At 53.6% G+C, this 13,703-nt stretch carries 10 protein-coding genes; 3 read left to right on the top strand and 7 right to left on the bottom strand.

Translation table 11 applies throughout. The features are described from left to right. Positions 1 to 48: 48 nt before the first annotated feature. Both rho and trxA read right to left on the bottom strand, forming a co-directional pair. The gene (gene rho, locus ACMXD4_RS00355) at positions 49 to 1,305 is read right to left on the bottom strand and encodes a transcription termination factor Rho (RefSeq protein ID WP_033157583.1); all 1,257 of its coding nucleotides are present in this window, start codon (positions 1,303 to 1,305) and stop codon (positions 49 to 51) included. 174 nt (positions 1,306 to 1,479) lie between these two features. Continuing rightward, on the bottom strand, positions 1,480 to 1,818 hold the full coding sequence (trxA, locus tag ACMXD4_RS00350) for a thioredoxin TrxA (RefSeq protein ID WP_171697068.1): 339 nt from the start codon (positions 1,816 to 1,818) through the stop codon (positions 1,480 to 1,482). A gap of 89 nt (positions 1,819 to 1,907) precedes the next feature. Between trxA and rhlB the strand changes: the two genes are divergently transcribed. Next, positions 1,908 to 3,248 (top strand): ATP-dependent RNA helicase RhlB, encoded by a 1,341-nt coding sequence (rhlB, locus tag ACMXD4_RS00345; protein WP_415879529.1) that lies wholly within the window; start codon positions 1,908 to 1,910, stop codon positions 3,246 to 3,248. Here the strand turns inward: rhlB and yrfG are convergent. Then, complete coding sequence (gene yrfG / locus ACMXD4_RS00340; RefSeq protein ID WP_415879528.1) at positions 3,187 to 3,843, bottom strand: GMP/IMP nucleotidase; 657 nt, start codon at positions 3,841 to 3,843, stop codon at positions 3,187 to 3,189. The two genes, rhlB and yrfG, sit on opposite strands and share 62 nt — an antisense overlap. A 177-nt stretch (positions 3,844 to 4,020) precedes the next feature. On the opposite strand from yrfG, the gene ACMXD4_RS00335 reads away from it, so the two are divergent. Beyond that, positions 4,021 to 5,532 carry a methyl-accepting chemotaxis protein gene (locus ACMXD4_RS00335; protein WP_415879527.1) on the top strand — a complete coding sequence of 504 codons (1,512 nt, stop codon included), beginning with the start codon at positions 4,021 to 4,023 and terminating at the stop codon, positions 5,530 to 5,532. Positions 5,533 to 5,615: 83 nt separating this feature from the next. Then, positions 5,616 to 6,167 (top strand): ADP compounds hydrolase NudE, encoded by a 552-nt coding sequence (gene nudE / locus ACMXD4_RS00330; protein ID WP_033157587.1) that lies wholly within the window; start codon positions 5,616 to 5,618, stop codon positions 6,165 to 6,167. A gap of 11 nt (positions 6,168 to 6,178) precedes the next feature. Here nudE and ACMXD4_RS00325 read toward each other — a convergent pair whose 3' ends face one another. From ACMXD4_RS00325 to ACMXD4_RS00310, 4 genes are all read right to left on the bottom strand, one after another. Beyond that, positions 6,179 to 7,873 (bottom strand): BatD family protein, encoded by a 1,695-nt coding sequence (locus ACMXD4_RS00325; protein WP_415879526.1) that lies wholly within the window; start codon positions 7,871 to 7,873, stop codon positions 6,179 to 6,181. A gap of 12 nt (positions 7,874 to 7,885) precedes the next feature. Beyond that, a complete protein-coding gene (locus tag ACMXD4_RS00320) occupies positions 7,886 to 11,011 on the bottom strand; it encodes an efflux RND transporter permease subunit (RefSeq protein ID WP_415879525.1) in 3,126 nt (1,041 codons plus the stop codon). A 3-nt stretch (positions 11,012 to 11,014) separates the two neighbouring features. Further along, positions 11,015 to 12,151, bottom strand: a complete 1,137-nt coding sequence (locus ACMXD4_RS00315) for an efflux RND transporter periplasmic adaptor subunit (RefSeq protein WP_415879524.1) — start codon at positions 12,149 to 12,151, stop codon at positions 11,015 to 11,017. Positions 12,152 to 12,342: 191 nt separating this feature from the next. Continuing rightward, positions 12,343 to 13,641 carry a hemolysin family protein gene (locus ACMXD4_RS00310; protein ID WP_415879523.1) on the bottom strand — a complete coding sequence of 433 codons (1,299 nt, stop codon included), beginning with the start codon at positions 13,639 to 13,641 and terminating at the stop codon, positions 12,343 to 12,345. Positions 13,642 to 13,703: the final 62 nt, after the last annotated feature.

Raw genomic sequence — 13,703 nt, 5'->3', positions numbered from 1 at the left:
GAGTTTGTGACGAGCGCTGTAGCGCTCGTCGGTACAGAGGTTTTGCGCTCAGCGCTTCATCGAATCGAAAAATGCGGCGTTGGTTTTAAAGTCCTTGAGTTTGCCCAGCAAAAACTCGGATGCCGCCAATTCGTCCATTGGCTGCAGGATTTTGCGCAAAATCCAGGTTTTTTGCAGTTCGTCCGGATCGACCAGATATTCTTCGCGGCGCGTGCCGGAGCGGTTGATGTTAATCGCTGGATAGATACGTTTTTCAGCGATTTTCCGCTCAAGGTGCAACTCCATGTTACCGGTACCCTTAAACTCTTCAAAGATCACCTCGTCCATCCGAGAACCGGTCTCCACCAGCGCGGTAGCGATAATCGTCAAACTGCCGCCTTCCTCGATATTTCGCGCGGCGCCGAAAAAGCGTTTGGGTTTTTCCAGCGCGTTGGCGTCGACACCACCGGACAACAGTTTGCCGGAAGACGGTACCACCATGTTGTAAGCACGGGCCAGACGGGTAATCGAGTCTAACAGGATAACCACATCGTGCTTGTGTTCAACCATGCGCCGGGCTTTTTCGATGACCATATCAGCCACTTGTACGTGGCGGGTAGCGGGTTCGTCGAAGGTACTGGAGACCACTTCGCCGCGCACGCAACGCTCCATCTCAGTCACCTCTTCCGGGCGCTCGTCGATCAGTAGTACGATCAGATAACACTCGGGATTGTTCTCGGCAATCGCATGGGCGATGCTTTGCATAATCATGGTTTTACCGGCTTTCGGCGGCGAAACGATCAGGCCCCGCTGGCCTTTACCGATAGGGGCGATCAAGTCGATGATACGGGCGGTTAAATCTTCACTGGTGCCGTTGCCTTGTTCCAAACGGAAACGTTTATTGGCAAACAGCGGTGTCAGGTTGGAAAAGGAGATTTTGTTTTTGGATTGTTCTGGCGATTCGAAGTTGATGCTTTCGACCTTCAACATCGCGAAGTAGCGTTCGCCTTCCTTGGGTGGGCGGATTTTGCCGCTAACGGTGTCACCGGTGCGTAAACCGAAACGTCTGATCTGGCTGGGCGATACATAAATGTCGTCGGGGCCCGCCAAATAGGAGCAACCCGGTGTTCTTAAAAAACCGAATCCATCCGCCAATATCTCCAAAACCCCATCGCCAAAAATATCTTCCCCACTCTTCGCCTGTTTCTTCAAAATCGCAAAAATCAATTCCTGCTTTCGGGCTCTGTCGATGTTTTCGAGACCCAAGGATTCAGCGATTGCAATAATTTCAGTGGCTTGTTTAAGTTTTAACTCGGTAAGATTCATGTTGATTAAGGGAAATGAAAGAAATGCAAAACAGCAGAGTGCTGTTTACAGCGGCAGGTAGTTGTTGGATTTGTTAAGGACGTTCAGAATGCGAAGAAGCAAGCGGGAAAAATTCTAGCGCAATAACCGGACTTATCAAAAACATTTTTAATAAATCCGGTGATTCGGCTTGATTTATATGTTGCTATCGATAAACGCAGCCAATTGGGATTTGGTTAAGGCGCCAACTTTAGTCGCTTCCACTTCACCGCCTTTAAAAAGCATCAAGGTCGGGATGCCGCGCACACCATAGTGCTGCGGGGTTTTGGGGTTTTCGTCGATATTCAGCTTGGCAACGGTGAGTTTGCCTTGATATTCGGATGCAATTTCATCCAAAACCGGGGCAATCATTTTGCATGGACCACACCATTCTGCCCAATAATCGACCAACACCGGCGCACCGGCTTTCAACACAGTTTCATTAAAATCAGCGTCTGATACATGAAGGACTAGGTCGCTCACGCCATTCTCCATTAGTTTACAAAGTCAAGACTATAGTTTCGCGGCGGTTTAATTGTCAATCGATTTCAACCGCGCGGCTTTTTAGTTTATTCTATCGGGCTATGAAGAAAACACATTTGACGGAAACACGTTTTAGCAATTTGGAGCTGTCCGACTCCATCATTAAAGGTCTGAAAGAAGCAGGATTCATCAACTGCACACCCATTCAGGATAAATCCTTGCCCTTGTCCTTACGCGGTAAGGACATCGCCGGCCAAGCCCAAACCGGCACCGGCAAAACTGCCACATTTTTGCTGGCGACCTTTCAGCACCTGATCAACGACGAAAGCGAAAAAATCAAGAACCCGCGCGCGCTGATTCTCGCTCCAACCCGCGAACTGGCGATCCAGATTCACAAAGACGCGGTGGCTCTGAGCAAGTATCTGAATCTGAAATTTGCATTGATCTACGGCGGTACCGACTATCAAAAGCAGTTGGATAAAATCAAAGGCAATGTCGACATCATTATCGGCACACCGGGCCGCATTATCGATTTCTACCGGCAAGGCGCCTTCACTTTGGATAACATCCAGGTCACCGTGATGGACGAAGCCGACCGCATGTTCGATTTGGGCTTTATTAAAGACATCCGCTTCCTGTTGCGCCGCATGCCGCCAGCGGAAAAACGCTTGAACATGCTGTTTTCGGCCACCTTGTCTTATAAAGTCACCGAACTGGCTTACGAACACATGAACAACCCGGTGCTGATTCGTATCGAATCCGAGGAAGTGACTTCCAAAGCCATCAATCAGGTGGCGTATTGTCCGGCCAACGAGCAAAAAATCCCGCTATTACTGGGCTTGCTGAAGCACCACCAACCGCAGCGCAGCATCGTCTTCGTCAACACCAAACGCTGCGCCGAGCAGCTCGACGATTACCTGGCTGCCAACGGCCATAAAGTGGCTATGCTCAGCGGCGACGTGCCCCAGGAAAAGCGTCAGCGCTTGCTAAATGATTTCCAGGAAAACCGGGTCACGCTGCTGATCGCTACCGACGTGGCGGCGCGCGGCCTGCACATTCCGGACGTCTCGCATGTGTTCAACTACGACTTGCCGCAAGACGTCGAAGATTATGTACATCGGATTGGCCGTACTGCCCGTTTCGGCGCCAGCGGCGAGGCGATCAGTTTTATTTGCGAGGAATACGCTTACTCAATGCCGGACATTGAGGATTACATCGGTGAGAAGGTGCCGGTGCAAAGCATCACGCCGGAATTGATGGTCGAAGAAGTGATCAAGCCCCAACGCCGCGAGCCGCGCGAACGGGTCATGCCGCGCGACAAACGCCCACCGCGCTCGGAGCACAAACCCAGAGAGCATCGGTCGCCCCGCCCCGCCCCCACTACAAACCAGGCATCAACGCCCGAAAATCCTCCACCGCCGCAAACTCAGCAACCTGCTTAACCGGCCGTTGACTATCCGGCTTGCTGATCGATACCAGATGAGCAATGCCGAACGTCCGGGCGGACGTCAGCACCGCAACGCTATCGTCTACCAGCAGCGTTCTATCCTTTGTGAACAAATGCTGGTCTTGCAGGATCTGCCAAAAACCTTGCTGCTCCTTGGCAAAACCAAAATCGTGCGACGAGACGATTTCGTCGAAAAACCCATGCAGACAGGTTTTTTCCATTTTCAGATTCAAGCTATCGCGATGCGCATTCGTCACCAGCAATAGTCGCTTGCCGCTGGCTCGCGCCGCATCCAAAAACTCGGTGACATGTGGATGCACCGCAATCAAACCGGCCAACTCCTGCTTCAATCCGGCGATATTCAAAGCCAATTCCTGGGTCCAATAATCCAGACAATACCATTCCAGCTTGCCCTCCATGGCCTTGAAACGCGGCGCCAACTGCTGTTTGGCGTCCTCAAGCGTTAGGCTATGCAGTTCGGCAAAGCGCAAGGGCACAAATTCCTGCCAAAAATGATTATCGAAATTCAAATCCAGCAAAGTGCCGTCCATGTCCAGCAGTACGGTATCGATTTGTTTCCAGTCGAGCATTTTAGTTTATCCCTATCATTCAATAGCGCTTGTCATTCCCAAACACGGCCTAAATTAGTTTTTTATTCTAACCGGAAAATCCCTAAGTTCAGCTAGGCTTGATGTCTATTAGAAAAAGGATTAAAAGCTTTTATATCTGTTCTGTCACGGCATCAACCGTCGAAAGGAGTTAAATTCATGAGCACCATGAAAGTGAGAACCCGTTTAGGCTTGGGTTTTAGCGGAGTTTTGCTGCTGCTGGCCATGATTGCCGGCATCAGCATCAACAGCATGAACGACCTATTGTCCAACATCGACAACATGGTCAACGATAAATTTCCAAAAACGGTCTGGGCCAATGACGTCATCGGCAACATCAACGTTATTGCCCGCTCGATGCGCAATACCCTGATTATCAAAGACCGAGCCACGATCGATAAGGAACTGGCCCGCATTCAAGACGCACGGCGAGCTATCAAGGAAAACCTGGATAAACTCGACGAGACTATTAGCAGCGCGGAAGGTAAAGCCGCACTCAAAAAAGTGTTGGATGCCCGGACACCTTACGTAAATGCCCAGGATCAGTTCATCAAATTGGCCGGCGATGGCAAGCAAGCGGAAGCGGCGGATTTTCTACTGTCCCAAGTCAGGAAGTTGCAAACCGAGTATATAGATTCGGTAGACGCGCTAATTGATTTCCAAACCAAGCTAATGAAACAATCCGGATTAGAAGCCAAGGAAACGGTCAATCAAAGCGTCAATTTGATTACCACGCTGGCGCTAATTTCAGTGCTGATTGGTGGCGTTGCCGGCTATCTGATCACCAAAAGCTTAATGACCCAGCTTGGCGGAGAACCCGGCTATGCCGCTGAAGCGGTGAATACCATGGCCGCCGGCGACCTTTCCGTGGCGATAGAGCTGCGGGAAGGCGACACCGGCAGTTTGTTGTACGATTTAAAAGGCATGCGCGACCAGCTTAGTAACGTCGTCCAGCAAGTTCTGGGTAATGCCGACGTGTTAAGTTCGGCCTCCAAGGAAGTCAGCGCAACCGCGCAATCGATCAGCCAAGCCACCACCGAGCAGGCGGCCAGTGTCGAAGAAACCACCAGTTCCATCGAACAACTCAGCGCCTCGGTGCAACAAAATACCGAAAATGCTCATGTCACCGAACAGATGGCCGGCAAATCCGCTAGCGAGGCCAAGCAAGGCGGCGAAGCGGTAATCGAAACCGTCAATGCCATGAAACATATCGCCAAAAAAATCGGGCTGATCGAAGACATTGCCTACAAAACCAATTTATTGTCCTTAAACGCGGCAATCGAGGCCGCCTCGGCCGGCGAACACGGTAAAGGTTTTGCGGTGGTGGCGGCGGAAGTCCGTAAATTGGCGGAAAGCAGCCGCACGACGGCGGCGGAAATCAACGAGTTGGCGTCCAACAGCGTCTCGATTGCCGAAAAAGCCGGGGTGCTCATCGGCCATGTGCTGCCGGACATTGTGAAAACAGCGGACCTGGTCCAAGAGATCAATGCCGCGTCAGCAGAACAAGCCAGCGGTATCAAACAAATCAGCGAGGCCATGCGGCAGCTGGACAGAGTGACGCAACAAAACGCAGCCGCCTCGGAAGAAATGGCCGCAACCGCCGAGGAATTGAACGGCCAAGCCGAACAACTGCAAAGCGTGGTTGGTTTTTTTAAGTTAGCGAACAGTTGAAAGTACTTTCACGCCGATCTTGGCATTGAAAGCAAACCCACGACAGCAACCCAACCAACAACCAAGCTGTAGACCCTGAGCCGATGCCCAACAGACCAAAAATCCTCAAACAAACCGTCATCGCCCAAACCCGACAATTCTGCATCGAAGCGCTGGACCTGGAGTTTAGTAACGGCGAGCGCCGCCAATACGAGCGCCTGGCCCGTAGCGCTTCGCACGGTGCGGTACTGGTGGTGCCGATGCTGGATGCAGATACTGTGCTGCTGGTTCGGGAATACGCCGCCGGCATCCATCGTTACGAGCTGGGTTTACCGAAAGGCAAGTTGGACGCCGGCGAGGATATGCTGGACGCCGCCAACCGTGAGTTAAAAGAAGAAATCGGTTACGGCGCGGCCAAATTACACCATTTGCACCGGGTATCGCTGGCGCCGGCCTATCTGGAACACACGATAGATATTATTCTTGCTGAAGACCTGTATCCGGAAAAACTGGTCGGCGACGAACCTGAAGAACTGCAAGTGGTACCTTGGCCCTTGAATAGTATCGATACCTTGCTAGCCAGCGGCGAATGCAGTGAAGCGCGCTCGATTGCCGCGTTGTACATGGCATTGGCACATCTGAACGGGCGCGGCTGAGGAATCGAACCTTAAATCTTGAACAAGGGCTCCAAACCGTCATCGCTTTTGCCTTTGCCTTTGCCGCTGACCGCTGCCGGTTTAGTGGAAAACACCTGCCAAAGAGTCTGGCCTTGCCAGTCCTGACTTTGGCCGGAATATAGCAAGCGATTCAGCGCCAAAATCTCTTCACGCAGCGCCTCGGGACAATGCGCCGCAATCGCCCCCAAACTCTCCGCACCGAACTCGGCCTTACCCCATTGCAGCAAGGCCTGTTTGGCGGCCTGCGGGTTATTTTCCCAACAAGCACGTTTCAGGGTCTTTTCCATAGCGGTTTCCGGCACCCGTTCAACAGGCTTATCCTTAGATACTTTGCCGGAAGGGCGGCGATAAAACACAACAATAGTCAATAGCCAGCCCAGCGCCAACGTCGCCGATACCGCTTGCCAAAAGCGGGTGTCGCTGCTGTTGGTCACGGTAATCGGCGACGTGGTCATCGGGCTAGTTACCGGCTCTTGCGGCGTGCTTGATGTAGCGGGCGGTGCGGAATTTTGGGCATCCGTGCTGCCGGCTAAAGCCGTGAGCTTGACGCTAGGCAGATGTGCAGTTTCCGTTTTCTGGGTTTTGGTGTTGAACCAAACGATGTCCAGCGCCGGCAAGGTATATTCGCCGGGCTTGGAAGGGATGAAGGCGATTTTTTCCTCGCGCAGCGCGGTTAAGCCGTCGCTGTCTTTGTCTTCCTTCAGCAGCGGTTGGTCGGGATAGGTTTTGATGCCGTCGATAGTCGTTTTATCGAGCAGCTCCGGCAACTGGCCGACCGTGGTGCCTTTCGCGCTCAGTGTGAGGGTGCGGGTCAAGGGTTCGCCCACTTTGGTTTGCAAGCCGGCGTCGGACCAAGCTTCGCTGAGTGTTAATGACTCGGCACTCAACCAGTTCGGGCCTTTAAAGCCTGCCGGCACCGCTTGCACGTTCAACGTGATGGCTTTGGAAGCCACCCGCCGAGTTTCCGTATCCGGCCGATTGAAGAAACCGTTAAAACGAGGTTGGCGTTGATTGCTCAGGTATTCGGCATTCAGAATCAGCGGCGCAATGGTAAATACCCCGCTCTGTTGCGGAAAAATGGCATATTTGCGCTCGGTCACCCAATAATCCACACCCTTGACTTGGGTGGTGTAGGTGCTGTCCTCGCCCAGTTTTTCGACTAAGGCATCCTTAATTTCCGGCTCGCTGAGGCTGGCTTGGGTAATCTGTACCTTGCGAAACAACTTCAGCGTGTACAACACTTGTGACTGTACGTAAGGTTGCTCTGGCGTAGCGGTCACGTCCAGAAATATGTCATCGTTGCCTTGCGGAGCGGCAGTATTTTCGTTGACGATAAGTTTCAACGGTTTGCTGCTGTCGGCACCGAAGGCAATCGGCGGGATAAACAACTCGCCGGCTTGTTTGGCCATCGCCCGGACTATCCATTGTTCAGTCCGGCTACTTTTGCCGTTGACCCAAGAGGAGCTGGTGCTGCGCTGCTGACTGAGAATTTCAAAATTCTCCTGCAAGGGCGCAAACTCCGGATTGCCGTCCGGAGCTTCACTGGCGGTAAAGGTAATTTGAAACGATTCATTAAGGCCAACCGGGTTGCGGTCAACCGCTACTTGAATCTCCGCCGCCTGTATCGCGGCGCTGAGCAGCATTAACAGGCCATACAGCAGCCATGAGTAACTATGTCTATGCATACAACGGATCATTTACTTCATTGAAAAAGGTTTATGAACATCAGGACGGTCATCAAACCAGCCGTATAACACCGGCAATACCACCAAGGTCAGCAGCGTCGAACTAATCAAGCCGCCGATCACCACGATAGCCAGGGGTTTTTGCACTTCCGAACCTGGGCCGATGGCGAATAAAAACGGCACCAAACCCAGCAAGGCCACCGTGGCGGTCATCATCACCGGCCGAAAACGCTGTTCGCAGCCGCGGCGTATTGCATATTCCAGACTCAAACCGCTTTCGCGCTGGGAGCGGATATACGATACCAACACCACCCCATTCAGCACCGCGATGCCCCATAAGGCGATAAATCCAACCGAAGCCGGGACCGACAGGTACTCGCCGCTGAGAAACAGCGTGATGATGCCGCCTATCGACGCAAACGGCAGTACCAGAATAATCAACGCGGCAAAGCGCAGCGATTTAAACAACATAAACAGCAAAAAGAAAATCGCCGCGATAGTAACCGGAATGATCATTTGTAAATGCCCCAAGGCCCGCTCCATATTCTGGAATTGGCCGCCCCATTGCAGATAATAGCCTTCCGGCAATTGCACTTTATCGGCCACGGCTTTTTGCAGCTCGGCGACGAAGCCGCCTAAATCCCGGTCGCGCACGTTAATCCCTACCACGATGCGGCGCTTACCCATTTCCCGGCTGATCAAGGCCGGACCATCATTTAAGGTGATATTGCTGACATCGCCCAGCGGCACGCGCGCGCCGTTCGCGGAGGTCAGCATCAACGCATCGATGGCACCGATATTGTTCCGAAATTGCTCCGGCAAGCGCACCGCCGCCGAAAAGCGCCGCTCGCCTTGATAAATCTCGGTAGCCACTTTGCCGGCTATCGCGGTTTCTATGACATCGTGAATGTCCGAGGCATTCAAACCGTGGCGCGCAATGGCCTGCCTATCGACGGTAATATTCAAATATTGCTGACCGGTCAAACGCTCGACCCGAATATCGCGGGCACCGTTCACGTCGTTCGCCACCCCGGCAATGGCGTCTGCCAGGCGTTTCAGTTCAGCCAGATCGTCGCCGAAGACTTTCACCGCCACGTCCGAGCGCACGCCGGTGACCATTTCATCCACCCGGTCGGAAATCGGCTGGGCCATCACCACCTGCATGCCCGGCAGATTTTCGGTGAGTTTCGCGCTCATCGCATCGGCAATATCGTCCTGAGTCCAGCCTTTCGGCCATTCTTCCCGCGGTTTCAATGTAACGATAGGCGTGGACTCGTTTTGCGCTTGCGGATCGGCCGGACTTTCGCCGCGCCCCACACCGCTGACCACGGTTTTTACGCCGGGGATTGCCATCACCATTTTCATCGCCTGCATTTCCACATTGATGCTTTCCTCAAGCGAAATGTTCGGCATTCGGTTAATGCCCGGCACGATGGAGCCTTCCTTCATTTCCGGAATGAACGAGGTGCCCAGCAAAGGCAGTAAGGCCAAGGTCGCGGCAAACACACCGACCGCACCGCCCACCACCTTCAGCCGATTGGCCATCGCCCAATCCAGCATCCGTAAATAAATCCGCTTGATGAAAGCGATCAGCCGGGTGTCATGTTCGCCGTCGTGGCCTTCCAGTAAAAAGGCACAGAGTACCGGCGATAAGGTCAACGACACGATCAACGAAATCAGCAAGGCAATAGCAATGGTATAAGCCAGGGGCGCGAACATCTTGCCTTCCATGCCTTGCAGCGTCATCAGCGGCAAAAATACCAATACGATGATGCCGACACCGAACAATACCGGCGTCGCCACTTCCTGTGCCGCGGTCTGCACCACGCGCACCCGGCTGGTAGCGCGGCCCTTGCGTTCGCCGAGCAAACGAAAAGCGTTTTCCACCACCACCACCGAGCCGTCCACCATTAAACCGATGGCAATCGCCAAGCCGCCCAGCGACATCAAATTGGCGGACAGACCCAGCTGATTCATCGCGATAAACGTCACCAAAGGCGTGACGATCAAGGTGCTGACCACGATCAGACTGGAGCGCACATCGCCCAGAAACAGGAATAACACGATCACCACCAACACAATGCCTTCCAGCAGAACCTTGGTCACGGTATGCAAAGCCGCATCGACCAAATCGCTACGGTCGTAATAGGAGACAATTTTCAGGTCATGCGGCAGCATGCCTTTCGCGTTGATTTCCGCCACTCGCGCCTTAATACGACTGACGACTTCCTTGGCGTTGCCGCCGCGCAGCATCATGACAATGCCGCCCACGGATTCGGTGTAGCCGTCCTTGAGCACTGCGCCCGCCCGGACTTCGTGGCCGATTTTGACTTCGGCAACGTCATGCATATGTACCGGCACCGAGTCTTCTTCCTTCAAGACGATATTGCCGATGTCTTTGACGTCGTTGATCAAACCGACACCGCGAATCAGATATTGTTCGGCATAATGCGGCAGTACACCGCCTCCGCTGTTGGCGTTATTTCTGGCCAGCGCCTCGAATACTTCAGTTAATGAAATCCGGTAATGATGCAAGCGGTTGGGATCAACCAAAACCTGGTATTGCTTGACATAGCCGCCCTGGGAGTTGATTTCCGCCACGCCGGGAATCCCGCGTAGCAGAGGCCGTACCACCCAGTCCTGGGCTTCGCGGCGCTGTTGCAATTCCTCCTGGGTCAAGGCCCGCTGACCGTCGTCGTCGCGTTCCAAGGTGTATTGATAGACCTCGCCCAAACCGGTGGACACCGGCCCCAGCACCGGATTGATGCCTTCCGGCATCTGCTGCTTCACCTCTATCAGCCGTTCCATCACCAACTGCCGGGCAAAGTAAACCTCGGTCTTATCGGTAAAGATTAAGGTGATCAAGGATAAGCCGTTCTTATTCATCGAACGCATTTCTTCCAGACCCGGCAGGCCGGCCATCGCTATTTCCAAGGGCACGGTGACCAATCGCTCCACTTCGTCCGGCGATTTGCCGGTCGCTTCGGTGGCGATTTGAACCTGGATATTGGTGACATCCGGAAATGCATCCACCGACAACTGCTGCACGGCGCGCACGCCGAACAGCGTGACCGCCACTGCCAGCACCGCCACCAGAACACGTTGATGCAGAGCGGCTGCTATTAGGCTATTAATCATGCTCTACTCCAATGTGCTGCGCAGGCGTTCGTTATTTAAATGAAACGCGCCGCCCACGACAATTTTTTCACCCGCTTTCAAGCCTTCCAATAAGGGCCGTTTCTGCGCTTCTTCGCGCCCCAAACGTACCGGGCGCAACTCAAAACGTGCGGCAGCGGTTTCCACAAACACGAAATCCTTATCATTTTCCCTGACCACCGCCTGGCTGGGCACGATCAAGGTTTGCGAACCGGGCTTGCTGATTTTTAGAGTAGCCAGCATCTGCGGCTTAAACAGACGCTGCGGATTGGCCAGGGCCATGCGCACCGTCACCGTGCGGGTGTCCGAATCGACCATATCGGCGACGTAAATCAACTTACCGCTGACTTCCTCCCCAGGTAGGGCCGGCACTTCGGCGAAGGCTTGATCGCCTTGCCGCGCCCAATGCGCTTGTTGCTCGGGAATTTCCGCCACCAGCCACAGCTGCGACAAGTCCGCAACGGTATACAAGGCGTCTGCCGGCTGTACCACCTGGCCGATGGCGACGTTACGTTCGATGACGACGCCGTCGATGCTGGCGGTCACCGGCGAAAAGGAGTGAATGCTGCGTTGTTTGTCTATGCGCTGCAAATCGGCATCCCTCATGCCCATGACCCGCAACTGGTCGGCGGCGGCGCGTAAATCCACATCCGCTTCAGTCAACACGCTCTGCCGCTCCTGAAACTCGGCTTCCGAGATCACGCCGCTTTCCAGTAGACGCTCGGCACGTTTCACGGTAATCCGCCGCAAATTGACTTGCGATGCGGCTTTTAAATAGTCGGACTGGGCTTTACCGAGCTCGGTACTGTTCAATAGCGCCAGACGTTCCCCTTTTTTTACCGCTTGGCCGAGCATGGCATCGATTTCGGTAATCCGCCCGGTTACCGAGGCGCCGATGCGCGCGACCCTATGTTGATCCAACTCCACCCGAGCCGAAAGATTCAACGACTCGCCGACTTCGCCGGGTTTGACTTCGGCGATGCTTAGCAGCTTTAACAGGGCGGGCGAGGCTTCCAATAAGGGTTTATGATCCGCGCCAAGGGTGGGTAAGGCAAAACTCAGCAAAAACAGCGCGGCCATAAGCGGCGAAGAGCGGAATGACGAATGGAGCTTGGCTTTCATGGTATGTCCTTTAAGCAAAAAATCTTTTCAAACAACTAACAAATCACGGGCTACTTCTACGTTGCCAGGTGATTTTCTAGGTCGTCAGGTAATCTAACGATGTAAAGCGAATGCCGATGCAAGCAATGTTGGCGTATAACTCAGGTATCGCCTATTGCGCTTTAGGCCGACAAACCCAATTTGGCAAAGCGTTAAATTGCGGCCTCGGGCGGCTTGGCGCTGACCAACACCTTGTCAATACGAGTACCGTCGATGTCGACGATCTCGAAACGCCACTGCCGATATTCGAAGTTGTCCGTTACTTGGGGAATTTTTTCCAGGTAAAACAAAATAAAGCCGCCGACGGTGTGATAGGCGTTGTCGGCTTCGCCGGGCAAATTGCCGTCTATACCGATCACCGTCTTCAAACGCTGAATCGATAAGCCGCCATCCACCAACCATGAGCCGTCGCTACGTTGCACCACATCGACGTCCAGATTGGTGCGGCTGGGTAGATGGCCGACGATGGCTTTCAGCACATCACTCAGCGTGACCAAGCCTTCAATATCGCCATATTCATCTACGACCAGCGCCAGATCGGCTCGCTTTTCCTGGAAAAACTCCAGTAATTGCCTTAGCGTCATGGCTTCCGGCACGTATAGCGGTGTATGCAGGATCGGCGCTATATCCAAGGTCTCGCCGGCCATCGCCAGTTTCAGCAGATCGCTTCTTTGCAAGATTCCGACCACATTTTCCAGACCGTCCCGGCAAATTACTGCCCGGGCGTAAGGACAGTCGGCGATTTCGGCGCGCACTGTCGCTTCCGGGTCGCTTAAATCAATAGCGTATATTTGTTGCCGGGGCGTCATGGCCGCACCCAGCATTTGTTCATCCAGTTGCAAGACGTTACCGACCAAATGGCTTTCGCTGGCATGAAATACCCCGGACTCCGCACCGATTTCCATCAGCAGTTTAATTTCTTCGTTGGTGACACTGGTCTGCGGCGGCCGATGCGCGCCAAATAGCCGCAGTATCAGCGTACTGGATGAAGACAGCAGCCAGACGATAGGGCTGGCAACCAGTGACAGGGTGTGCATGGGCCGGGCGATAAACACCGCAATCCGCTCCGGATGTAACAAGGCCAGTCGCTTAGGCACCAGTTCACCTATGACTACCGAACAATAAGTAATCAGAAATACCGTGGCGATTAATGCAATGCTCTGGGCATAGGGAGCCAGCAGTGGAATGTTCTGCAGTTGCCGATACAGGGGCTCGGTCAAGGCATCCTCGCCCAGCGCACCGCTGAGAATACCGACCGAGGTAATGCCGACCTGCACGGTAGACAAAAATCGGGACGGGTCCTGGTGCAATTTCAGCGCGGTGCGCGCCCCCCCGCGTTTTTCGCCGGCCAATTTCTGCAAGCGCGCCAGTCCGGAAGAGACCAGCGACATTTCCGACATTGCAAACACACCGTTGATCAGGATTAAAATCAGTATCAGGCCAATATCCATCGTTTCATCGCGTCCAAAATTAAAATGTGTCGGTCTTAGGCTAATTCATTCCGAATTCCCGA

This window comes from Methylomonas sp. TEB (assembly GCF_047777895.1).
GTDB lineage: Bacteria > Pseudomonadota > Gammaproteobacteria > Methylococcales > Methylomonadaceae > Methylomonas.
The sequence above is the reverse complement of the archived record's forward strand: the minus strand, read 5'-3'. Positions and strand labels throughout refer to the sequence as shown.

Bases quoted from the DNA above. Each gene is read 5' to 3' on its own strand.
- ACMXD4_RS00325 (WP_415879526.1), bottom strand. From the start codon at position 7,873: ATGCATAGACATAGTTACTCATGGCTGCTGTATGGCCTGTTAATGCTG.
- ACMXD4_RS00335 (WP_415879527.1), top strand. From the start codon at position 4,021: ATGAGCACCATGAAAGTGAGAACCCGTTTAGGCTTGGGTTTTAGCGGA.
- trxA (WP_171697068.1), bottom strand. From the start codon at position 1,818: ATGGAGAATGGCGTGAGCGACCTAGTCCTTCATGTATCAGACGCTGAT.
- rho (WP_033157583.1), bottom strand. From the start codon at position 1,305: ATGAATCTTACCGAGTTAAAACTTAAACAAGCCACTGAAATTATTGCA.
- ACMXD4_RS00310 (WP_415879523.1), bottom strand. From the start codon at position 13,641: ATGGATATTGGCCTGATACTGATTTTAATCCTGATCAACGGTGTGTTT.
- nudE (WP_033157587.1), top strand. From the start codon at position 5,616: ATGCCCAACAGACCAAAAATCCTCAAACAAACCGTCATCGCCCAAACC.
- ACMXD4_RS00315 (WP_415879524.1), bottom strand. From the start codon at position 12,151: ATGAAAGCCAAGCTCCATTCGTCATTCCGCTCTTCGCCGCTTATGGCC.
- yrfG (WP_415879528.1), bottom strand. From the start codon at position 3,843: ATGCTCGACTGGAAACAAATCGATACCGTACTGCTGGACATGGACGGC.
- ACMXD4_RS00320 (WP_415879525.1), bottom strand. From the start codon at position 11,011: ATGATTAATAGCCTAATAGCAGCCGCTCTGCATCAACGTGTTCTGGTG.
- rhlB (WP_415879529.1), top strand. From the start codon at position 1,908: ATGAAGAAAACACATTTGACGGAAACACGTTTTAGCAATTTGGAGCTG.